This is a genomic window from Mycobacterium sp. 050272, from assembly GCF_039023525.1.
GTDB lineage: Bacteria > Actinomycetota > Actinomycetes > Mycobacteriales > Mycobacteriaceae > Mycobacterium.
Window position 1 is genome coordinate 1 of sequence record NZ_JBCHKV010000024.1, and the last position, 21,297, is coordinate 21,297.

20 protein-coding genes and 2 pseudogenes are annotated in these 21,297 nt (G+C 62.7%); 9 read left to right on the plus strand and 13 right to left on the minus strand.

Translation table 11 applies throughout. The features are described from left to right. The first annotated feature begins 446 nt into the window (after positions 1-446). On the plus strand, positions 447-1,001 hold the full coding sequence (locus AAHS21_RS28900; RefSeq protein ID WP_330981083.1) for a hypothetical protein: 555 nt from the start codon (positions 447-449) through the stop codon (positions 999-1,001). 115 nt (positions 1,002-1,116) lie between these two features. On the opposite strand, the pseudogene AAHS21_RS28905 reads toward AAHS21_RS28900, so the two are convergent. The 10 genes and pseudogenes from AAHS21_RS28905 to AAHS21_RS28950 all read right to left on the minus strand — a co-directional run bounded on the left by AAHS21_RS28905 (position 1,117) and on the right by AAHS21_RS28950 (position 9,265). Beyond that, a pseudogene (locus tag AAHS21_RS28905) lies at positions 1,117-3,217 on the minus strand (cation-translocating P-type ATPase). After that, positions 3,210-3,593: a metalloregulator ArsR/SmtB family transcription factor gene (locus AAHS21_RS28910; protein ID WP_330981085.1), complete on the minus strand. Its 384-nt coding sequence runs from the start codon at positions 3,591-3,593 to the stop codon at positions 3,210-3,212. The pseudogene AAHS21_RS28905 and the gene AAHS21_RS28910 overlap by 8 nt, the downstream one beginning before the upstream one ends. 152 nt (positions 3,594-3,745) lie before the next feature. Then, positions 3,746-3,895 carry a hemolysin III family protein gene (locus AAHS21_RS28915; protein ID WP_330981086.1) on the minus strand — a complete coding sequence of 50 codons (150 nt, stop codon included), beginning with the start codon at positions 3,893-3,895 and terminating at the stop codon, positions 3,746-3,748. A gap of 24 nt (positions 3,896-3,919) precedes the next feature. Next, positions 3,920-4,078: a hypothetical protein gene (locus AAHS21_RS28920; protein ID WP_330981087.1), complete on the minus strand. Its 159-nt coding sequence runs from the start codon at positions 4,076-4,078 to the stop codon at positions 3,920-3,922. Between the two features lie 645 nt (positions 4,079-4,723). Continuing rightward, entirely contained in the window at positions 4,724-5,149 is a 426-nt protein-coding gene (locus AAHS21_RS28925; protein ID WP_330981088.1) for a low molecular weight phosphatase family protein, read from the minus strand. A gap of 15 nt (positions 5,150-5,164) precedes the next feature. Continuing rightward, the gene (locus AAHS21_RS28930; protein WP_330981089.1) at positions 5,165-5,839 is read right to left on the minus strand and encodes an arsenate reductase ArsC; all 675 of its coding nucleotides are present in this window, start codon (positions 5,837-5,839) and stop codon (positions 5,165-5,167) included. A 52-nt stretch (positions 5,840-5,891) separates the two neighbouring features. Beyond that, positions 5,892-6,938 (minus strand): annotated as a pseudogene (gene arsB / locus AAHS21_RS28935) (ACR3 family arsenite efflux transporter); the annotation flags it as partial. Then, on the minus strand, positions 6,935-7,309 hold the full coding sequence (locus AAHS21_RS28940) for a metalloregulator ArsR/SmtB family transcription factor (protein ID WP_330981090.1): 375 nt from the start codon (positions 7,307-7,309) through the stop codon (positions 6,935-6,937). The pseudogene arsB and the gene AAHS21_RS28940, both read right to left, overlap by 4 nt. Before the next feature lie 99 nt (positions 7,310-7,408). Then, entirely contained in the window at positions 7,409-8,653 is a 1,245-nt protein-coding gene (locus AAHS21_RS28945; RefSeq protein ID WP_330981091.1) for an MFS transporter, read from the minus strand. A gap of 129 nt (positions 8,654-8,782) precedes the next feature. Then, on the minus strand, positions 8,783-9,265 hold the full coding sequence (locus tag AAHS21_RS28950) for an ArsI/CadI family heavy metal resistance metalloenzyme (protein ID WP_330981092.1): 483 nt from the start codon (positions 9,263-9,265) through the stop codon (positions 8,783-8,785). A 103-nt stretch (positions 9,266-9,368) separates the two neighbouring features. Here AAHS21_RS28950 and AAHS21_RS28955 point away from each other — a divergent pair, with 103 nt between their 5' ends. Continuing rightward, positions 9,369-9,728: an Rv2640c family ArsR-like transcriptional regulator gene (locus tag AAHS21_RS28955; protein ID WP_330981093.1), complete on the plus strand. Its 360-nt coding sequence runs from the start codon at positions 9,369-9,371 to the stop codon at positions 9,726-9,728. 45 nt (positions 9,729-9,773) lie between these two features. Here the strand turns inward: AAHS21_RS28955 and pstA are convergent, their stop codons facing one another. Genes pstA through pstS (AAHS21_RS28970) form a run of 3 tightly spaced genes read right to left on the minus strand, consistent with a single transcriptional unit; the run spans position 9,774 to position 12,978 of the window. Continuing rightward, positions 9,774-10,655: a phosphate ABC transporter permease PstA gene (gene pstA / locus AAHS21_RS28960; RefSeq protein WP_342930860.1), complete on the minus strand. Its 882-nt coding sequence runs from the start codon at positions 10,653-10,655 to the stop codon at positions 9,774-9,776. Next, the gene (pstC, locus tag AAHS21_RS28965; protein WP_330981095.1) at positions 10,655-11,698 is read right to left on the minus strand and encodes a phosphate ABC transporter permease subunit PstC; all 1,044 of its coding nucleotides are present in this window, start codon (positions 11,696-11,698) and stop codon (positions 10,655-10,657) included. Before pstC ends, pstA begins: the two co-directional genes overlap by 1 nt. Further along, the gene (gene pstS / locus AAHS21_RS28970; RefSeq protein WP_330981096.1) at positions 11,698-12,978 is read right to left on the minus strand and encodes a phosphate ABC transporter substrate-binding protein PstS; all 1,281 of its coding nucleotides are present in this window, start codon (positions 12,976-12,978) and stop codon (positions 11,698-11,700) included. The genes pstC and pstS (AAHS21_RS28970) overlap by 1 nt, the downstream gene beginning before the upstream one ends. Positions 12,979-13,261: 283 nt before the next feature. On the opposite strand from pstS (AAHS21_RS28970), the gene AAHS21_RS28975 reads away from it, so the two are divergent. The 7 genes from AAHS21_RS28975 (at position 13,262) to AAHS21_RS29005 (ending at position 20,873) form a co-directional block, all read left to right on the plus strand. Then, positions 13,262-13,936: an ArsR family transcriptional regulator gene (locus AAHS21_RS28975; RefSeq protein WP_330981097.1), complete on the plus strand. Its 675-nt coding sequence runs from the start codon at positions 13,262-13,264 to the stop codon at positions 13,934-13,936. A gap of 49 nt (positions 13,937-13,985) precedes the next feature. Beyond that, positions 13,986-15,080 (plus strand): phosphate ABC transporter substrate-binding protein PstS, encoded by a 1,095-nt coding sequence (gene pstS / locus AAHS21_RS28980; protein ID WP_330981098.1) that lies wholly within the window; start codon positions 13,986-13,988, stop codon positions 15,078-15,080. A gap of 84 nt (positions 15,081-15,164) precedes the next feature. Next, positions 15,165-16,604: an FAD-dependent oxidoreductase gene (locus AAHS21_RS28985; RefSeq protein WP_330981099.1), complete on the plus strand. Its 1,440-nt coding sequence runs from the start codon at positions 15,165-15,167 to the stop codon at positions 16,602-16,604. Next, the gene (locus AAHS21_RS28990) at positions 16,594-17,496 is read left to right on the plus strand and encodes an NHL repeat-containing protein (RefSeq protein ID WP_330981100.1); all 903 of its coding nucleotides are present in this window, start codon (positions 16,594-16,596) and stop codon (positions 17,494-17,496) included. The genes AAHS21_RS28985 and AAHS21_RS28990 overlap by 11 nt, the downstream gene beginning before the upstream one ends. A 61-nt stretch (positions 17,497-17,557) precedes the next feature. Beyond that, a complete protein-coding gene (locus AAHS21_RS28995) occupies positions 17,558-18,049 on the plus strand; it encodes a hypothetical protein (RefSeq protein ID WP_330981101.1) in 492 nt (163 codons plus the stop codon). A gap of 395 nt (positions 18,050-18,444) precedes the next feature. Beyond that, on the plus strand, positions 18,445-19,491 hold the full coding sequence (locus AAHS21_RS29000) for a sensor domain-containing protein (protein ID WP_330981102.1): 1,047 nt from the start codon (positions 18,445-18,447) through the stop codon (positions 19,489-19,491). Between the two features lie 341 nt (positions 19,492-19,832). After that, positions 19,833-20,873: an FHA domain-containing protein gene (locus AAHS21_RS29005; RefSeq protein WP_342930861.1), complete on the plus strand. Its 1,041-nt coding sequence runs from the start codon at positions 19,833-19,835 to the stop codon at positions 20,871-20,873. Positions 20,874-21,297: the final 424 nt, after the last annotated feature.

The window sequence follows — 21,297 nt, forward strand, 5'->3', positions numbered from 1 at the left end:
TCAACTACCATCGACCACACTCTGCCGCCGACGGCCAACCACCAGCATCACGACTCACCACCGGCGTCACCAACGTGCTGTCCTCCTACAGCTAGTCGGTGGCCGATCGTTCATTCGGAGATTGATTTTCAGTTCGCGCTCGGCGGCGTCAAGGCACATGCAGGCGTTACCCGCATTCGCCTTGAACGCATGGTGCAACTTCGTGGCAGTCCGCGGTTCCAGGTCGACATCATGGGATGCCTCAACGGGACGCCGACCCGCAGTTCAGGGCGACGTTCAACCGGTCGGGCCAACAGCATTTGAACCTGCAACCACATGACCCCCAGTCAGTAAGCGTGATGCGTTCTCCCAGGTCAGACCGGGTTTCTTTCGGCAGCGCTGATTTCGCTCGAATGCGACACGGTAGCCGGCTCGGATACTGGCCGATTTCTTAGAATTCAGCGGCCTTGTGCACCACCGTCTTTCAATTCGATATGCACCGAAGCGAGACGGCGGGATCCCAGCCAGTTTGCGGATACGTTTGGCTCGTCTTGCTCGCGAGGCAGGAATCTTTCCACACGAGAGCGGAATTTATGAAAATCGGCATAGTCGTTGCGGCGACCACACTCCTTGCCAGCGTGCTGTCGCCACCAGCATCCCAAGCTGAGCCGCTCGCCGCGGCCGATGACCTAAAGATGAACGGTGTCTACCACTACGCCGACGAGGATGGCGATACCGGAACGTGGACGATTAGCACAACATGCAAGCCGGTCTGCGTTGCCCACGTCACGACCGGTCCCGGTGAAGGGTTCAACGCCCCGCTGATTGATGGTCGTTACGACGTGAAGCGGACGATTCCGGAGGGCGCGATCTGTGGCAACGATCTCAGCCAGCATCCGGTCACCGTGGATCAATGGTGGGACCCGTTGACGCTCAACGGGGTTGCGATCTTCTTGGACAGCACCGCACCCTGCGGCCTGAGCGATCCGAGCGACACCTTTACCCTGACAAAAATCGGCTAAGCTCGCCCACTTATCCGGTGCAGACCGCATCGGGCCGCTGCACACTGCGGGGCCCACCGCATTGGCCCTCCACCAAGCAAGTGCAACCTCGTGCGGGACCCAGTCGCCGACACGTTCAATTCTTCTCGGGTGCGCTTGGGTGACAACACGCGCACTCGTCACCGCAGCACGATCCCGGCTCACTTGGGGCGAGCCTGAGCGTCTGAACACCAACCGGCAATTCCTGAGTGGGTGTCCCGCAGCACGGATCACTTAGCGGTGGGGGTGCACCGATGTTGACATTGGGTGTCGACGTCAATTTGGACGCCGCCGCGACGACGCCCGGCAACGGTTGCGTTTTGGCGGCGCGGATGGCGTTGAGGATGACCAGCACTTCCGCGGCTTCGTGGATGAGCACCACTGCGGCCAATCCGAGTAGGCCCAACGCAGCAATCGGGATCAGGACGGTAATGATCACCAGCGACAGCACGATGTTCTGCAGCATGATCCGGCGAGCGCGGCGGGCGTGAGACAAGGTCTGAGGAAGGTGACGCAAATCCGCCCCCATGAGCGCGACATCGGCGGTTTCGATCGCGACGTCGGTACCCATGGCGCCCATGGCGATGCCGATGTCGGCAGTAGCCAGCGCCGGCGCGTCGTTGATGCCGTCGCCGACCATGGCGATCGGCTTACCGCGGGCCAATTCGGGCAGCAGTCGGGCTTTGTCCTCTGGCAGCAGGTCGGCGTGGACCGTAGTGATACCTGCCTCGCTAGCCAAGGCGTGGGCGGTGCGCGAGTTGTCGCCCGTGAGCATGGCGACCTCGAACCCGTTACGGCGCAACGCAGTAACGACGTCGGCGGCTTCTGGTCGTAGTTCGTCGCGCACCGCGATTGCGGCCATAAGGGCGCCGTCTCGTTCGAGCAGCACCACGGTTGCTCCGGCCCCTTGCAGCCGATCAACCTCGCTGCGCAGTGGTCCTGAGTCGATCCAAACCAGGTTTGCCCAGCCGCAGCGTCGTCCCGTCGAGTTGGCCGGTCAATCCGTGCCCGGGGACGGCGGTGACTCCGGTGGCGCTCGGGATGTTGGTGTCTATGGCGGCCAGAATCGCTTGCGCGAGTGGATGTTCGCTGCGGGCTTCCAATGCCGCCGCTACCCGCAGAGCTTCGGTATCGGTGCTGTCACCGACGGTGATCGTGTTGATGACTTCAGGCCTGTTGCGGGTTAGGGTTCCCGTCTTGTCGAGCGCCACGGTGCGTATTCGACCCAGCGCTTCGACCGCCGCCCCGCCTTTCACGAGGGCGCCTTGCCGGCTCGCGGCGCCGATTGCGGCCACCACTGTCAGGGGCACGGCGATCGCCAAGGCGCACGGCGACGCGGCCACCAACACAACGAGGGCGCGCTGCAGCCAGACCAGCGGATCACCAAGCAGTGCGCCAAACACAGCGACGGCAACTGCCAGGATCATGATCGCCGGCACCAGAGGCCGAGCGACCCGATCAGCGAGGCGTTGGCCGGCGCCTTTGCGTTCCTGAGCGTCTTCGACAATGTGGACGATCCGCGCCAGCGAGCTATCGTTGGCGGCCGCGGTCACTTCGACCTCGATGGCGCCGCTGCCGTTAATGGCGCCGGCATGTAGCTGGTCGCCCGGGCCGGCCTCGATCGGCACCGACTCCCCGGTGATGGCTGATGCGTCGAGGCTGGTACGCCCGGCCGTGATCATGCCGTCGGTGGCCGCCCGCTCCCCCGGACGTAGCACCATCTTCTCGCCGACCGCGAGATCCTCTGGGGCCACGGTGATTTCGCGGCCGTCGCGCACCACTGTGGCTGTCGGTGGCACCAGCGACAACAGAGCGCGAAGTCCGCGGCGGGTCCGTGTCACCGCGTAGTGTTCAAGCCCCTCAGCGATGGAGAACAAGACACCCAGCATCGCCGCCTCGGCAAACTGGCCCAACGCGACCGCGCCCACCGCGGCGATCGTCATCAACGTCCCCACGCCGATGCGGCCATGCCGCAATCCGCGCAACGCACCTGGCACGAATGACGCCGCACCGGCCGCCGCTGAAGCGCATTCCAACACCGAGGCCACCGAAGTGCGCCCGAACGCCTCGATCAACCAGGCAGCCGCCAGCAGAACGGCGGCCAGCGCCGCCCAGTGCAATTCTCGAACCTGCCAGAGTTTTTCCGGCCCCGCCTGCGGTTGGTCAGCCTCGTCGCTTCCACAGCACGCATCAGACATCGTTGCGCTCCTTCACAGGTGACACGGAGAGGGTCATGACAGCCGAGGTGAGCTCCCGGCCCTGTTCGGTCAGTCGGTATATGACGAGTCGGCCGGACCGGCGGGAGGACACCAGCTTGGCGACTTTGAGCTGACGCAAGTGATGCGACACGAGGTTCTGCGCCTGACCCACCACCCAGGCCACATCGCACACGCACAATTCGTCACCCGTCAGCAAGGCCGTCGCAATCGTGAGTCGCGTCGGGTCACTTAATGCTCGGGCGCGCGCCGCGAAGGCCTCAATTCGATCCAAGGACGATAGCGACGCTCGAATCGACTCAGCATGTCGCAGGTCCAGGCACAAGAGGTCGCGAGTATCCAACGGAGACTGTCCCATCCTCATATGCTAACGAATATTGATATGGGGCGGAAGGTCTCCTCGGCATCGCTTGCCCGCTTTCCCCACGCAAGCGAAACGGCGGTGTGATCGGCTGCTCGCCGTCGGACTGGCGCAGTTCGCAAGTTCGCTGACTCGTCTGATTCATTTGTCTAGAACACCGCGAAACACATAGCGATGTAGTGGCACATCGCCGCGAGGACGGTGAAGGCGTGGGAGATGTCGTGATGGTGCAGCGCCGTCGGCCGCAGTGCATAGAGAACCCCGCCGAGGCTGTAGAAGGCGCCCCCGGCCAACAACATGACTAGCGCTACTGCGCCGGTGCTTCACAAGATCGTGCCGCTGTACTGCAGGATCGTGCCGGTGTAACAGATCGACGCCGACCTGACCATCACGCACAGCGGCGCCGCCACCCAGCGCGGCGCGGTCGGATAGAGCAGCGTGAGCGCAACTCCGGTCGGCGCTGCGCCCCAACTGGCGGCCACGACCAGATGTTCTGTGGGGTGCGGTAGGGCCAACCAGGCGAACGGGTGTGTGGCTGGCGGCGATGAATACGAAGATCATCGAATGGTCCAGCCACGTCCGCGCCCCGGGGTCGAGCGAGTGCCGGTTGACGCGTTGAAACATTGCGCTGATAGCCAATACGGCCACGATCGCGACGAGGTAAGCCAATGTCGCGAGCCCCGCCTGGTTGGACGGGACCGCCCACGCCACCACCAGCAATGCCACGGCCGCGATAACGGCCGCGGCCGCGAAGTATGGGATGGGCCCGCGGCGTGACCTCGACTTAGCCAGACCCAGGGCACGGCCCTCACCGCGGTGACTCATTCGCGCAAAAGTGCACGACGATCGCCATCGGGCTTGATGTCAACTATCCGCCGAAGGCCTCCCAATCGCTCCTGAACGTGAAGGCGGGAAATGGATTTGGCGATTTGGCGCTTGGCGGCGCCTCTCTCACACAAATTGAGGAAGAGATCGGGACAGCGATCGCTAGGAGGCCAACGCATCATAGACTTTCGCTGGCAGCGATGCCCAGCATTGGGCGTGCAGGCGCAGCTGGGCATGTGCCGGGCGGTCTAAAGTGGACACCCAGTCGCTGCCGATCGTCAGCTGTTATCGGGGCGGCGGCTCTACGTTGAGTCGGCTCGGATGCGGCCGAAGAGATCGGCAACACGTGTCGCGATGTCGTCGCGTACGAGGCGCATTCGTTCGATGCCGTCGATTCCGCGCTCGGAGGGTTCGTCGGTGTCCCAATTCTCGACGGTAATCCCGGGCGCGCGCTGGACCTTGGCTTCGCGCCCAATCGTGATCACGAAGTCGACATTCTGAAGGAGGTTTGGATCGATGGGTTTGGGTCTTTCGCCGGAGATGTCGACTTCGATTTCGGCCAGCGACTCGGCGGACAGGGCGTTGATGCCCTCGCCCGGCTTCGTTCCGGCCGAGTAGACGAGAACTGCGTCACCGGCGAGCTTGCGCATTAGGCCGGCCGCCATTTGCGACTTCCCGCTGTTCTTAACGCACACGAACAGCACCGAGGGCGGCATAGCTTCATCCATGGCTCTGCTCCTTGATTACCGCTGCGACTGTATGCCTAGTTCGGACAGCAGTCGGCGAACACGCTCTTCGATGTCATCGCGGATGGGACGCACGGCTTCGACCCCTTGCCCGGCGGGATCCACGAGTTCCCAATCCTCGTAACGCTTGCCGGGAAACAGGGGGCACGTGTCGCCGCATCCCATCTTGACGACGACATCTGCGGCCTGAACGATTTCGTCGGACCACGGTTTGGGGAACTCGCGGGTGATATCGATACCGACTTCCGCCATGGCCTGCACCGCAGACGGATTAACTTGATCGCCGGGTTCAGATCCGCCCGACCACGCCACTGCCTGGTCGCCCGCGAGGTGATTGAAGAATCCGAGAGCCATCTGTGAGCGTCCGGCGTTATGCGTGCACAAGAACAAGACAGTCGGGCGCGTGTCAACGAGTTGCCCGCTGACACGCACGCGTGCCGCGAGGCGTTGGCGCGTCCACCGTTCCGCTCGCGCGGTTAGCGATTTCGCATCGATGGCGCGACCGTTGAATCGTTCGCAAGAGGAGCGCAGCGACCGCTCGATATCGTCGCGGCCGACGTGCTCGCCGAACTCGGCGTGGAGCCGATCCGTAACGTCCTTCGGGGCCAGTTGCTGGTCGCCTGATTGATGCCCGAGCTGGTCTGTACTGGGTGACGGCGAGCTATCGGTCATGGTGTGCTCCGCTGCCCGGCACGGCGTTCGAAGCATCCGCGGCGAAACGTCGCCGCAACGCCAGAGAGACGTAGACGAGTCCGACAAGCACTGGTACTTCGATGAGAGGGCCGACGACTCCGGCGAGAGCTTGCCCGGAGGTCGCCCCGTACGTCGCGATTGCAACAGCTATCGCGAGTTCAAAGTTGTTGCCGGCAGCCGTGAAAGCCAGCGTGGTTGTGCGCTGATAGCCCAAGTTGAGCGCCGCCCCCAAGAGGTATCCACCGCCCCACATGATGGCGAAGTACGCCAGCAGCGGCAAAGCGATTCGGGCGACATCGAATGGCCTGCTGGTGATTTGATCGCCCTGTAAGGCGAAGAGAATGACGATAGTGAATAGCAGGCCGTACAGGGCCCAAGGGCCGATAACCGTGAGAAACCTGTTTTCGTACCAGGTTCGGCCCTTGGCCTTTTCACCGAAACGCCGCGACAAGTACCCGGCCAGTAGAGGGATACCAAGAAATATCACTACCGACTTGGCGATCTGCCAGGGGGAGGTGCTGATTGTGGTCTGCGGTAAGCCGAGCCAGCCCGGCAGGACTGACAGATAGAACCAGCCCAGGACTGCAAACATCACAACCTGGAAGATCGAGTTCAATGCAACCAGCACCGCAGCGGCCTCGCGGTCTCCACAGGCGAGGTCGTTCCAGATGATCACCATCGCAATGCATCTCGCTAAGCCGACGATGATCAATCCGGTGCGGTATTCGGGCAGATCGGGTAGCAGAAGCCACGCCAAGGCGAACATCACGGCGGGCCCGAGTATCCAGTTCAAAATCAGGGAGCTGAGCAGTAACCGTCGGTCGCCTGTTACCGAGTCCAGCTTGTCGTAGCGGACTTTGGCCAATACCGGATACATCATTACCAACAGGCCGAGTGCGATGGGCAGCGAGATGCCGTCGACCTGGACGCGCTCAAGAGCAGTATTGAGCCCCGGTACGAGCCGGCCCAACAACAAGCCGGCGCCCATCGCGATGCCAATCCAGACGGGCAGGAATCTGTCCAGGAGCGAAAGCTTTTCGACGACGGCGGGATGACCGTGCGACTGGGTGGTGGTCATGCCGACGCCTTCGCCGCGGAAACGTCAACTCTGAGTACCGTCGACAAGTTCGTCAATGCCTCCGGGACGACTGCGTAGTACACCCAAGAGGCGCGGCGTTCGGAGGTCAATAGCCCCGCATCCTTGAGGACCTTGAGGTGATGCGAGATGGTCGGCTGGGTTACGTCGAATCCCTCAGATACGTCGCACACGCATGCCTCGCCGCCCGCGCGGCTGGCCACCATGCTGAATAGGCGCAGTCGGATCGGATCAGCCAGTGCTTTCAGCTTGGTCGCGATGTCGGCGGCGGCCTCTGGTGAGAGCGGCTCGGTTACTAAAGGCGCGTACGCGCACACGGACGCGTCTGGAAGCGGAAGCCGTGATTTAGACACTCATCTATATTGATAGATATCGAACTGAAACGCAACCCGCCGGGCGTAGTGAAGAGCGGTCGTCGGCGCCAGACGATGGACTCAGACGCACGCGCAAGTTTAATCCGCGTGAGCACTCGGCGACAGATGCGGAACATCGCTGTCATCGGAACGAGCGGGAACACTGGCCAAGCCGATGACGGCTCCAAGAGCTCCGAAAGCGCCAAGCGCTATGAACATCAAGCCATATCCGCCGAACCAGCTCGCCAGGGCGGCACCGATCCACGGACTGGTCGCGGTGGCCAAGGTGACGGGGGCGGATAGGACGCCGTTCAGATGTCCGTAGTGGGTATGACCCCAACGTTCGGTGACGGCAGTCGCTTGTAGCAGGGTCATGATGCCCCGCACGAATCCGGCGAGAATCGCCATCACGATCAGCGGCACCACCGAGCTGAAAATTCCGAGTAGTGCTGTCGTCACCGCCACTCCTGCCAGAATCGATGCCACTCGCGCCCGTATGCCGAAGCGGGCGATCAGCGTTCGGTAACCGAGTCGGCCGAACACTTGTCCGATGCCGCCCAGGCCGAGCGCCGTGGCTGACATGCGCGCGTCGATACCGTGCTCGGTCATCAGCGGCACGAGGTTGACGATGACCGAGTAGGAGGCCAACACAGCTACGGTGAGCGCGACTGCCAGTGCAACGAACGGGCGACTCCGCGTGATTCGGCTGGGTGGTTCGCTGATGTGCAGCCCGGGCGCGGCCGGCCATGGGTGGCGAAGGCCAAAGAAGTGCGCCGGAATGGTCACGGCCGCCAGTAGCGCCGCGAGGGCGAGATAGGTTGTGCGCCAATCAAGTCGATCGGCCAGGGCGGCGGTCAGTGGCGCAAACACCGTGCTCGACAGCCCCGCCACAAGCGTCAGAATTGTCAGGGCGCCAACGTGGCGGGGGCCGAACCAGCGTGTCAACGCCGCGAACGCGGGCGGATACAGCACGGCGGCCATGGCCACTCCTGCCGCTATCCATGCGGCCACGAACCACGGAAACGTCGGAGCCAGCGCAACGCCCACCACTGCAAGTGGGCCGGCCACGGCGCCGGCGGTCATAACGCCACGCGGGCCATGTCGATCCAACCATCTGCCCACGATGACGCCGACGAGTGCCGAGGTGACCAATCCACCTGAGAACGCCGCGGTGACTGCTGGAGGGGACCAACCAGTTCGCGCAGAAATCCGGACCGATAACACCGAAAAGGCGTAGTACAAAACGCCCCAACTCGTAATCTGGGTCAGGCACAAGGCAATTAGCGTCCAACGCAGACCGCGCTCGTTCGTCGGATTGGACTGCGTCTGAACTTTTTCAGACATGGCGTGGTCGGGGTTGTCGCCGCAACCTGGATCGAAATGGCCTGAGCAAGTGCACCGATTCGACCGTGCAAGACAGTTGCGCACCCTCACTGACAGATGCGCAACCGTTCGCGCACGCGATCTGACTGATCAGCAGCACGACGTCGTGCGGGCCGCCTGCTCCGTCTCCTCGGAGGATGCGCCGCCGCAGCAAACCCCACCTTCGGCAGTGCCGCCATCCGAATGCTGTGGGCTGGTGCCGAAAGTGTCGGAATCGGCTAGCACGGTATAAACCTCCCACTTCTCGCCACCCGGTCCGGTAACCCAGACCTTGTCTTGGGTGGCGAAGCAGCACGTCGTTCCGATTTCCTCGTCGGTGAACATTCCCTCACCCTGCAGGCGGGCGATCTCCTCATGCACCGTATCGCTGGACTGGACCTCGACGCCGAGGTGGTTGAGGGTGCCGCCTTGCCCCGGGTTCTCCAGGAGCACGAGCTTCAGCGGGGGCTCAGCGACGGCGAAATTGGCGTACCCCGGCTTGCGTTTCGCAGGCTGGATGTTGAAGAGCTTGGAGTAGAACAAGATTGCCTCGTCGAGGTTGTCGACGTTGAGGGCGAGTTGGACGCGCGACATGAGAGTGAACCTCCATAGGTGTGAGACATGTATCGAAACCGTCTGACGTCCCCAGCTTGCCACCTTTTTGATATATGTCAAATCCCTGTGGCAGAATGGTGGGATGCCAAGAACACTGCCCGTGATCGACATTGCCGCGCCGGTATGTTGCTCGCCGCTGGCCGCTGGGCCGATGAGCGATGACGATGCGTTACGGGTAGCTCTGCGACTCAAGGCGTTGGCCGACCCCACTCGGGTCAAAATCATGTCGCTGCTGTTCAATTCGTCTGCTCGCGAGGAGAACACACGTGATCTCGCAACTGTTCTCAAATTGAGCGAGTCGACCGTCAGCCACCATCTCAGCCAACTCCGTACGGCGGGGTTGGTGGAATCGGATCGCCGCGGCATGAGCGTCTACCACCGCCCTCATCGAGATGCGATGGCAGCCCTCTGCGCGGTTCTCGACCCGAATTGCTGTAGCTGACGTCGTGAACGCCAATAGCTTTGGCGTTGTAGGGTTTTGCGGTTCTCAGCGTCCCTGGCTGATTGTGGAACGGCGAGCGATGAGCCGAGCCGCCAGGGTGAACAGAAGCACCAACGCGACAAGCGTCAGGGCGCCGGCCCAGGCCCGCGCTTGAGCCGCTTTGAAGCCAGTGATGGCGTTGCCGAATATCTGTAGCGACAAGGTCGACATCCGTTTGTCCGGGTTGAGTTCCGTGAACAAATCGTTGCCCAACGCCGTCAACAGGAGTGGGGCCGTCTCGCCCATTGCTCGTGCGACGGCGAGCATGATGCCGGTAATGATGCCCGAGCTGGCAGTGGGCAGAACCACCGCGACAATCGTGCGCGCCCGGGTGACTCCGAGCGCAAGTGATGCCTCTCGAATCTCGTTGGGCACGAGCCGTAGCATTTCCTCAACCGATCGGATGATCAGCGGGAGCATGATCAGGGCCAGGGCGATCCCACCGGCGATGCCAGAAAAGCCGAAATGCACTACCCAGACTGCGTATACGAACGCACCGGTGACGATTGTTGGGATCCCGACCATCACATCGGTCACGAACCGCGCATACCTCGCCAGGCGGCCGCCGTATTCGACGAAGTAGATGGCGGCGGCGAGTCCGATCGGAATCGACAGCACGGTCGCGATCCCCACGATGATGATGCTGCCGATGATGCCGTTGACGAATCCACCCCCCGGCTGAGCAGGGTTGCCCGGAGGAGTTTGAGTGAGAAATTCGGGCCCTAGGTACTTCAGTCCTTCGGCGGCGACATAGCCTAGGACCCATAGCAATACGGCGATGGTGGCGGCCATCGTGGCGGTCAGAAGAGCGGTCATCGCCCAGTTCGTGAACTTGCGCCGGCGCCCGGTACGTGCGGCTTCGATGCTGAGCGTTGGTGCGGTGACCATCATGCGATGTGTTCACCCGCGCGGCTGACGACCCACTTGCCGATGAAGTTGACCAACAGTGACACTGCCAGCAGCGCGCTGGCGACGACGAACAGCGAGTCGAGGTGGTAGGGCTGGTTGGCCTCGGTGAATTCGTTGGCGATGACGCTGGGCATGGTAGCTCCTTGGGAGAGAATGCTTTTGGGGAGCGACAAGACGTTGTTGCCGATCAGCATCGTGACGGCGATGGTTTCGCCGAAGGCGCGGCCGAGACCCAAGATGGCGGCGCCGGTGATGCCGGCGCGGGAGCGGGGAATCACGGCGAGTCGCAGCATTTCCCATCGGGTGGCTCCGAGCCCGAGTGCCGCCTCCTTTTCGGCCACGGGGGCCGTAGCAAATACCTCGCGGCAGATGGCGGTCACGATCGGAAGGACCATGATTGCTAGGACGATGCTGGCCGAGAACACCGAGTAGCCGAAGAACGGACCACGGAAGATGCTGCCGATCACGGGGAGCACTGATAGCCGGCTCAGTGTGGTGCCGATCGGTGTGATCACAGGCAGCAAGGCGAACACGCCCCAGAATCCATAGACGACGCTGGGGATCGCGGCAAGCAGATCGACTAGCGACGACAACGATCGACGCATCCGTTTGGGAGCCACATCTGTGATGTAGAGCCCCAGCGCAATTGATACGGGAACGGCGATGAGCAGCGCGATGGCCGAAGTCACCAGCGTTCCGACGACAAATTGCAAGATCCCGTACGGATTGGGGTTTCTGGATTCAAGGGTTGCCTCTGACGGCGCCCACCGGTCGGACGTCAGAAATCCCAATGGGCCGTAGTGAGTAAGTGCCGGCCAGGCCTGAAAGATCAGGTAGAGCGCGGTCCCCGCCAGGGTCAGCATCACGAAGACGGCAGCGCCCGCCGTCAGCGATCGGAACGTCGCATCGCCTCGGTGATTTCGCGCAGAGAAGTGGAGGTGGCGTTTGACGGGCCGATCGGGGAGGAAGGCCTTCGTCGCACGGGCCGCTCCACCTTCTTCAGCGCTGCACGCCCGTGTCATTAGCCCAGCGGTGCTCCGGCAATCGTGATCATTTTCAGCCGTTCAACGGCCCTCTCCTGCAGATCTTTTCCGAGCGGCGCGTAGTTGACCCGCGCTACCTCGTCCTGGCCGTTGGACAGCACCCAAGCGAAGAAGTTGACCACCGCCTTGCCTTTGGCGGCATCAGGTTGGTTGACGTACACCAACGCATACGTCGTTCCCGTGATCGGGTACGCATTCGGGTCAGCACCGTCGGTGAAGCTGGCGCGCAGATCCGGAGGGTAAATCGTGCCTACGGTGCCCTGGGTGATGGTGGCGGTGCACGCCTGAATGAAGTTGCCGGCCTTGTTCTTCACTTGGCCATATCTGAGGTTCTGTTGGATGGCGTAGGCCAGTTCTACGTAGCCCAGACCGCCTTCGGTCTGATTGACAACACCTGACACGCCTTCGTTGCCCTTCCCGCCGATTCCGACATGCCACGCGACTTCCTTGCCGAAGCTTTTGTCGGATCCGCCCAGGGCACGGACCCAAGTCGGGCTTTCCTTGGTGAGGTAATCGGTCCATACCGCGGTGGTGCCGGATCCGTCGGAACGGTGTGCGACCGCGATGGGTTCGTCGGGAAGGTTGATTCCGGGATTAAGCGCCTTGAGGGCGTCGTCGTTCCATTTGGTGATTTTCCCGGCGAAGATCTTGCCCAGGGTTTCGCCGTCGAACTTCAGGCCGCTGTCCACGCCTTTGACGTTGTAGGCGGGGACGACGGCACCGAGCACCAGCGGGATGTGCAGGATGGGCCCGCCCTTCGCCGCGGCGAGTTCGCTGTCTTTCATCGGCGTGTCTGACGCGCCGAAATCGACTGTGGCTGCGCTAATTTGCTGAACGCCCCCACCGGATCCGATTGATTGGTAAGCGACTTGGACGCCGTCGGTGGTGCTGTAGTCCTTCGTCCATATCGACATCACCGGGGCCACAAATGTAGAGCCCGCTCCCGACAACGTGTTCGCGGCTCCGTCCAGTTTCTTGATGGGCAGACGATAGTCGGGTGTGGTGGCGAAGTTTTGGCCGCAGATCTGGCCGGCCTGCGCGGCCTGGGTGGTGTTTTGGCCTACATTGTTGGTGCTTCCGCATGCAACTACGGCACTGACGAGAAGTGCGGCATTGGCCGCACTCGTGAGGGCTTTCGTGATCATCGATCCTCCACTCAAACGTGTTTCGAATGTTGCGGCCATGTCAGCTGCCGGTGTAATCACAAGGCCGCCGAGACAAGAATGAGCAGTGGTCATCGTGCTGCCGAGTTGAGCCATCGGGCCCCAGCACCTCTGAGAGATGCTGCGGCGCGGCCTGATTAACTCGGTGATACACCCATGAAGCACGGCGTTCGCCGTCGAGTAGGCCACAGCTCTGCTGATCGCTCACGGGCAACCGCGACTTCGACACGGTTCGATATTGATCGCTGTCGAATCCGCGATCAAGCAAACAGTGGGTTAACAGGTGACGGGGTGAAGCGCAAGAGCCGATGGCGAGATCCGCCAATCATCATCCCTATCTTGACCTATCGTCGGTCACTCAGTAATTATTGACTTAATTATGATTGAGCTATCTAAGGATGCGCTTCGCCGAGTTCAGGTCCACGCCGCTTTGGCGGACCCGGGGCGGCTAGTGATCGTCGATCGATTGATGCTTGCGGACTCGTCACCGTCCGAGCTCCAAGCCGTGCTGGAGATGTCATCTAGCCTGATCGCGCACCATCTTGGAGTTCTGGAGGGTGCAGGCATCGTGCGCCGTGTCCGCTCGGAGGGGGATCGACGTCGCAGCTATCTGCAGCTCATTCCTGAGTCGCTGGACTTGTTGCTGCCCTCAACGTCCCGGCGTGCCAAGCGGGTGGTGTTTGTGTGTACCCAGAACTCGGCGCGCAGCCAATTGGCCGTTGCTGTATGGAATCGCCGTAGTTCACTGCCCGCAACATCGGCCGGGACTCGTCCCGCCAAGAAAATACACCCGTCGGCAGTTGCCGCGGCAAGGCGTCACAAGCTGTTGATGCAGCCCCAGGTCCCGCGCCATCTAGACGAGGTTGTCAAGCCTAGCGACGTGATCATCGCCGTCTGCGATAGTGCGCATGAGGAACTGCCCGCGGACAGCCGGCGCCTGCATTGGTCCATTCCCGACCCGGTGCGTACCGGCCGGACGGGCGACTTCGACCGGGTCGTCGATGAATTGACCGTTCGCATCGATCATGTGGCCCCAACCTTGAGGCCGCGCTAAATACATTCCGTCGCAGCGTATTCCACTAATAGTCTGGAGGCTAACCACGATGCGATCTTCACCTAAGCTTTTTGCCGCCATGAGCTTGCTGGCTGCTATGTCGCTGGTGGTCGCCGGGTGCGCTAAAGACAAAGTCGCGCCGTCATACGCCACCTCAGTGGTTGTGGAGTGCAGTGGCAAGCAGGCGTTGAAGGCCAGCGGCTCCAGCGCGCAAGCAAACGCCATGACCCGGTTCATCAAGGCCTACGAAAACGCTTGCCACGGACAAACGCTCACCTACACGTCCAACGGCTCGGGCGCCGGGGTGAGCGAATTCATCTCAGGTGTGACCGATTTCGGTGGGTCGGACTCACCGCTGGCCGGGGGCGAGTACGACATGGCCAGGCAGCGGTGCGGTTCGGACGCCTGGGATCTGCCGGTGGTGTTTGGTCCGTTGGCCATCACGTACAACCTCGATGTCGTTGACAGGCTTGTGCTCGACGGCCCCACGCTGGCAAAGATCTTCAATGGGACGATCACCCGGTGGGATGATCCGGCAATCAAGGCGCTCAACGACAGGATGCCTTCGGAGCCCATTCACGTGGTATTCCGCAGTGACGCGTCGGGAACAACCGACAATTTCCAGCGCTATCTTGACGCCGCTTCGGGCGGGGCATGGGGCAAGGGAACCGGCAAAGTGTTCAGCGGTGGGGTCGGGCAGGGTGCCAAAGGTAATGAAGGTACGTCGGAGCTGGTCAAGCACACCGAAGGCGCGATTAGCTACAACGAATGGTCGTTCGCTCAAGCGCAGCGATTGTTCGCCGCCAGGATCGTGACCTCCGCCGGACCGGATTCGGTGGCCATCGACGCGAACTCGGTCGGCAAGGCCATCGCTGGTACCAGCATCACGGGCCAAGGCAACGACCTGGTGCTAGATATGTCGTTGGTCTACAAACCAGTCGGGCCCGGGGTCTACCCAATCATGTTGGCGACCTATGAACTGGTCTGCTCCAAATACGCTGACGCACAGACCGGGCTGGCGGTGCGGGCGTTCCTGCAGTCCACCCTTGGCCCTGGGCAAGCCGACCTGGAGGACTTCGGATACTTCGCATTGCCCGGCCAGTTCCAGGAAAGAGTGCTCAAGGCCGCCAACGCCATCCGCTGAATGCCGACCAGATGATCATGATCGAAAATCGAAGTGCCGCAGCATCTCCGTGACAACTACTTAAACGGCAGGAGCCGATCCTTCATGACTCACCGTCATATCGTCGCCGTCGGCGGCAGTGATGCCGGCATCAGCGCGGCACTTCGAGCCCGCGAACTCGACCCCGAATCCAATGTCACCGTGGTCGTCGCCGACGCCTATCCCAACTTCTCCATCTGCGGGATCCCGTACTACGTCTCCGGTGAAGTCACGCACTGGACCAACTTGGCCCATCGCACCGCCGCCGACCTGGCCGCCACCGGCATGCGGGTACTCACCGACACCCGCGCCACCGGCATCAATGTCGAGGAGCACACACTCGACCTACTGGACTCCACGGGTATGCCGCGGCAATTGCCCTACGACGCTCTGATCGTGGGGACCGGCGCGATAAGCGTCCGGCCGCCCATCCGGGGCCTCAGCGGCCCCGACGCGTTGGGCCCCGCCGATGGCGTGCACTTGCTGCACTCCATGGGTGACACCTTCGCCGTCATGGATTCGCTACAAGAACGCCAGCCCACGACCGCCGCGATCGTAGGCGCCGGCTATATCGGCCTCGAAATGGCCGAAGCCCTTACCTCGCGCGGCATCCGCGTCTCGCAGATCGAAGCGTTGCCGGAGGTCTTGCCCACCGTCGATCCGGAACTCGGCGCCCTAGTGCACGCCGAACTCGAACGTAACGGCGTCGAAGTCCTGACCAATACCGCCGTCACCGCGATTAGTCGAAGCGATACTGGCGGACTCACCATTACCGCCGACCACGACGGCCGACCTGTCTCGCGCACAGTCGATTTCATTCTGGTCGTCGTCGGCGTTCGCCCAGACACCGAACTTGCCGCCGATGCCGGCGCAGACCTCGGCGTCAAAGGCGCCATCGTCGTCGACGAAGCCATGCGAACCAACCTGTCCGACGTCTTCGCGGCCGGCGACTGTGTACACACCCACCACCGACTCCTTGGCATCACCTGGCTCCCGCTGGGCACCACGGCTCACAAGCAAGGTCGCGTAGCGGGCGAGAATGCGCTCGGCGGTGATGCCCGCTTCGCGGGCAGTCTCGGAACCCAGGTCGTCAAGGTCTTCGACCTTGTTGCCGCCCGCACGGGTCTTCGCGAACACGAAGTCGTCGCCGCAAATCGCGGCTGGGTGCCTGCAACTAGCCAATCGAGTCCCGACGACCACAAGGCCTACTACCCGGGTGCCACGCCCATCCACATCCGCATCACCGGCGATGAGCAAAGCGGTCTCCTGCTAGGTGCTCAACTAGTGGGACACCGTAGCGCTGAAATCGCCAAGCGCGTCGACACTTACGCCACCGCACTGTTCCATACGATGACCGTCGACCGCCTCAGCGAACTCGACCTCTCCTACACGCCCCCGCTCGGATCGCCGTGGGATGCCACTCAAATGGCGGCCCAAACGTGGGTACGTCAGCATCGTCCCGCGATGCCCAGCACGACCGAATCGCGATCTACGCATGCACACTAACCGACGCACCAAGATCGGCCTCATCGTCGGCACAACCGTGCTCGTTGCCGTCATCGTTGCAGCCCTGGGCATTTCGGCTTTCATCAAGGATCACGACAACGAACCTGTGACAGTGCTGCCGTTTACCGACCTCAAGGGCCCCAACGGCGTGGCGGTCGGCAGCACCGGCGAGGTCTATGTTGCCGACGAACTCGGCGGCCAAGTACGCAAACTGGCCCCGGGTTCGACCACCCAGGTCGCGATACCGTTCGATATCCCCAGCCCTGAAAATCCCAACGGTGTCGGCCTGGATCCGGTGGCCATCGCCGTGGGACCCGCCGGTGATATCTACGTCGTTGACGGCCACAATGATCGGGTACTCAAACTGGCCGCCGGGTCCACGACGCCGACCGTGCTGTCGCTTGCCGACCTCGCCGACCCCAACGGCGTCGCGGTGGACGGCTCAGGCAACGTCTACATCGCCGAATCACACGTCCGCACCCCACGCGTGCTGAAACTGCCAGCAGGCGCCACTGCACCAACCGTGCTCCCGCTCACTGATGTCAAATTCCCCAAGGGAGTCGCGGTCGACGGCGCAGGCAATGTATACGTCAGCGACAGCGGCAACAACCGAATCCTCAAGCTGGCTAACGGATCCGGTGCCCAAAGCATGTTGCCATTCACCGGACTCAATGGCCCCAGGGGAATCGCCGCCGACAAAGCAGGAGATGTCTACGTCGCCGACCGGGGCAACAGCCGGGTGCTCAAACTAGCGGCGGGGGCAACCTCCCAGGAGGTCGTACTGTCCGCTGGACAGTACGACCCCGCCGGTGTTGCCGTCGACACCGCAGGCAACATCTACATCGCAGATCTACACAATCACCAGGTGTTAAAACTGGCGGCGCACTCTTGACACCGTCGACGCCCAGCACCAAATATTCGGGGCGGCCCGCACCCTAGATCTTCAGCTGCCGTTGATCGACACCTTCACCCCGACCGATCCGCGCCAATTCCCCACGCTGCCACAAGATCCCACTGGATTAATCGCCAAGACTCTGCCGCTGCCCGCCGACCAGGCCACCCCCACCTCGGGTGCCTATCCCCCGGTCGGGGCCCTGCATCTGGATGAGGATCCGGTCCACACCGGGCCTGCGTTGACTGCAGCCGGCGTCGACGACGTGTCGATCAATCTGGACACCCTCTATCAGGCGAAAGACCCAACCGCCGCGCAAGCCCTGGCCAGCACGCTGGCCGATGCCGCCGCTGCCACACCGGGAGCTCAAGACGCCGCCTCAGCGCCGGGGATGCCCCAAAGCCACTGCACCCGCGTGGCCGGCTCTAACGGTCTGGTCCCGCGCTACTGGTGCTTAGCTAGCGCCGGTCGCTACACCATCAAAACCATTGCCCGACAACTAGATAAGGCACAGCAACAACTCTCGGCCCAGTACCGCCTAGTGGGCGACTGACCCTCCATGTGTGGTTGCTGGATGCTCCAGCGGGTCGGTAGTGCTAGCGATAGTGGCCACGTGTTCAAGCATTGGTGATGGCCGGCGGGTTCTGCCTGTTTCTGACCGCTATCGGGGCCTTGGCCTGCTCCGTATAGCCGCATAAATACAGCAGTAAGCTACGGCTCTCCGCGTGACGCACCAGCATCATCGCCGCCGATTGTCTGCAGATTCACTCACGATCGACCCCGCGCAGCGTATGCCATATCGCGCTATATCGACTGTTCAAGGTGCTCTATTGCGTTGGCGCAGGTGTGCCGACCTCACCCGCTCGTACAAAAATCTGAACATATTGCGATGCTACGTGTTGATATGGTTGTATACGTAGCATCAGCTCGGACACGGAGGTCGCCGAAATGTCACTGCAGCACTACCACCTAGGACTCGCAGCCCCGCATGCCCCTTCGGCGCCGGTGGCCACGCCGCAGCGGCGCCCCGCGCCGACCGCACGGCCCGAAGACGAGGTCACCGTGGTCACCGGCCCACGCCGCGCGCCCCAGGACGAAGTCACCCTGGTCGTCGACCCGCGTCGTGCACCGCTGTTCCGCACCCCTGCCCCTATGCCGGCAGCAGGACCGCACCCGTGGCCCGGCGGCCCGCAGTTCCCGCCCGCCGGATGGGCCCCCGCGCAGTACCCGATTCCCGGTCGGCGGCGCAACACTCGCCGCACCTGGGCGATCACTGCTGCTGCGACAGCCGCGACGCTGGTCATCGCAGCTACGGCAGTGGCGTTGACGGCCGGCGACACCGGCCAGTCGAGTAGCGCCGGCGCCACGACGACACCTGTGGCCGCCACCCCATCACCGTCGACGACCACGCCGGCGCCCGCCCCGATCGTGCCGGTCACTGCGCTGCCCGGGTTGCTGTCCGACCCGGCTGCCCTCAACGCGATTGTCGGCAGCCCCGCGATGGCCCTGCAGCAGACGGTGAATCGTATGGACGATCCCAAATCCGACACCCCCGACTGCCTGGGCACCTACCACCCGATCGAGCAAGCGGCGTATCAGGGCAGCGGCTGGATCGCCATGCAAGGGCAGCTGCTGCACGAGAGCGGGACCGCGCAGTGGAAGCACGTCGTCATTCAAGGCGTGGTCAGCTTTCCCACGGCACAGGCCGCCGCCGATTTCGTCACCACACAACACAACAGTTGGTCCAAGTGCCAGGGCAAACCGGCCACGGCCAACTACGAGGATGGCCCCGAGACCTACGTCATCAATGCGGTCAAGTTCCAAACTGGCATCCTCACAGCCCAGATGATCCAAGAGGGCGGTGGCGGTTGGCGCTGCCAGCATGCGCTGAACGCGCGTAACAACGTCGTCGCCGACGTCGCGGCCTGCGGGTTCGCTCCTGACGACCAGGCGACGGCGATCGCCGCGGCCATCAACGGCCGAATCGAGGCGTGACGCCAGCGCGGCGCTACGCCGCCTCGGACGCCGCACACGTAACAAACGTTGCATGATGCGCCCAGCAATCGGAGCACACGCAAGCGACGTACTCGCTGCAGCCGTCCGCCGCACTGATCGTGATCCGCTGAGTCCCAGCCTTGCGCGCAAAGGAGAGCGGTAGCTGTTCGGCAATGCGCGCAGTAAAGTACAGCATGGTGCGATATCTATTATCGCAGTCGTGGTAGCGTTTACGTAGCAGTAGCAGCGACGCGCAATGTTGGAGTGACCACATGGAGACCGCCCGAAACACGTCACAGCCACCGCTAGCTGTGGAGCCCATCCGCGCCCACCCGGCGTTGGTGATTAAAGCAGAGAATCAGACGTACACCCTGAGTCCCCGCGAAGCGCCAATCGTGATCGGCCGTGAATTTCCGGCTCAGGTCACTATCAGCGATGACCGCATCTCGCGCACCCACCTGCGCATCGACCACACCCCTGGCGGGTGGATCGGAGCCGACCAAAGCAGCAACGGCACCTTCATCAACGGCATCCGCCAGTCCACCTTTGCCATCCGCGAGGGCATGACCATCCAGCTCGGACATCCCCAGGGCATCACGGTGGCCTTCGGCTTTGCCGCCGCGAATCAGGCAGAGCCCGACGACGACGATGACGGGTACGACCCTGAACAGACCCTGGTCACCGACCCGGGGGTAGCACGCGCCGGCGCCGCGGTGGCCGCTCGCCGCGAGGAACTCAAGCTGACCCAGCGTTTCATGGCCCGCGAGGGAATCGTCAACGCGGGCGCCCTCATTGACTTCGAGAAGGGGCGGCGTTGGCCACGCAGAGCCACCCTGGCCAGAATCGAAGACGCGCTGCAATGGCCGCACGGCACCATCGAACGGATTCGCCGCGGCGCCAACATCGACGACACCGAGCGCACCGAGGTGCTGACCAATACGGTGCGCGCGCCATTGATGGCCCAGGCCGTAGAAGTTGCGCTGACGACGATCAACTCAGCGATCACCGCACTGCCGCAAGACGTCACCGATCCCGGCTTTAGCGCCCGCGCCGCAACTATCTTGGCCGATTTGCGCACACTCGAGTCTGTGGCAGCCAATGCCGCACACACCGCCAAGGGAGCTCCCGAAGTCGCGCTGGGGTTGAGCTCGGTCCGCAGGTGCTACAAGGACCTCATGCTGCGGGCCGCCCGCGCGCCCGGCGCCACGTTGGGTCAACGGCTGTATGCGGCCAGATATCGCGCGGAACTGACCGTCGAAGAAACCGCCTACGCAGCCGACGTGCCGGTCGAGGCCGTCGCCGCCGCCGAGGCCGAAGTGCCGTTGGACGCCAACACCGCAGCCGCGCTCTCAGGTGCACTTGCCGTGCTCACCCGCCGCTAACTTCTGCCCGCACTACCACCATCGGATGTGGACGTCGGGCCAGCCGAGACGCTGCGATGCGGCGACGGCGAATCTCCCGTTACGTGGCGCGACGATAACGCCGCTGATTGAGGCCAGCCTGCAACGAGGAACTGGCCGGCCTATGGTCCGTGCCGGCCGCTGCAGCGTGTTTATTCGCCACTAGGACAGCATCACGCTGCGTCTAGTCGGCCCTAGCGCTTCATCTACAGCCCATGATTTCGGGCTATGCAGAGCACACATACTCCAATCCCACTGCGCTATCCAAGCAGCTATACGACTCTGAACTGCTATTTCGCCCCTGCTACGTCATCATTCCATGTCGCTACGATTCCGCTGGCATGCGCTACGACTCTTGTGGTTGAATACGTTGCATCAAGGGCACGTATTAGAGCGGGTCCTACGG

Bases quoted from the DNA above. Each gene is read 5' to 3' on its own strand.
- AAHS21_RS28910 (WP_330981085.1), bottom strand. From the start codon at position 3,593: ATGGGACAGTCTCCGTTGGATACTCGCGACCTCTTGTGCCTGGACCTG.
- AAHS21_RS28915 (WP_330981086.1), bottom strand. From the start codon at position 3,895: ATGTTGTTGGCCGGGGGCGCCTTCTACAGCCTCGGCGGGGTTCTCTAT.
- AAHS21_RS28925 (WP_330981088.1), bottom strand. From the start codon at position 5,149: ATGGATGAAGCTATGCCGCCCTCGGTGCTGTTCGTGTGCGTTAAGAAC.
- AAHS21_RS28930 (WP_330981089.1), bottom strand. From the start codon at position 5,839: ATGACCGATAGCTCGCCGTCACCCAGTACAGACCAGCTCGGGCATCAA.
- AAHS21_RS28945 (WP_330981091.1), bottom strand. From the start codon at position 8,653: ATGTCTGAAAAAGTTCAGACGCAGTCCAATCCGACGAACGAGCGCGGT.
- AAHS21_RS28950 (WP_330981092.1), bottom strand. From the start codon at position 9,265: ATGTCGCGCGTCCAACTCGCCCTCAACGTCGACAACCTCGACGAGGCA.
- AAHS21_RS28955 (WP_330981093.1), top strand. From the start codon at position 9,369: ATGCCAAGAACACTGCCCGTGATCGACATTGCCGCGCCGGTATGTTGC.
- pstA (WP_342930860.1), bottom strand. From the start codon at position 10,655: ATGGTCACCGCACCAACGCTCAGCATCGAAGCCGCACGTACCGGGCGC.
- pstC (WP_330981095.1), bottom strand. From the start codon at position 11,698: ATGACACGGGCGTGCAGCGCTGAAGAAGGTGGAGCGGCCCGTGCGACG.
- pstS (WP_330981096.1), bottom strand. From the start codon at position 12,978: ATGGCTCAACTCGGCAGCACGATGACCACTGCTCATTCTTGTCTCGGC.
- AAHS21_RS28975 (WP_330981097.1), top strand. From the start codon at position 13,262: ATGATTGAGCTATCTAAGGATGCGCTTCGCCGAGTTCAGGTCCACGCC.
- pstS (WP_330981098.1), top strand. From the start codon at position 13,986: ATGCGATCTTCACCTAAGCTTTTTGCCGCCATGAGCTTGCTGGCTGCT.
- AAHS21_RS28985 (WP_330981099.1), top strand. From the start codon at position 15,165: ATGACTCACCGTCATATCGTCGCCGTCGGCGGCAGTGATGCCGGCATC.
- AAHS21_RS28990 (WP_330981100.1), top strand. From the start codon at position 16,594: ATGCACACTAACCGACGCACCAAGATCGGCCTCATCGTCGGCACAACC.
- AAHS21_RS29000 (WP_330981102.1), top strand. From the start codon at position 18,445: ATGTCACTGCAGCACTACCACCTAGGACTCGCAGCCCCGCATGCCCCT.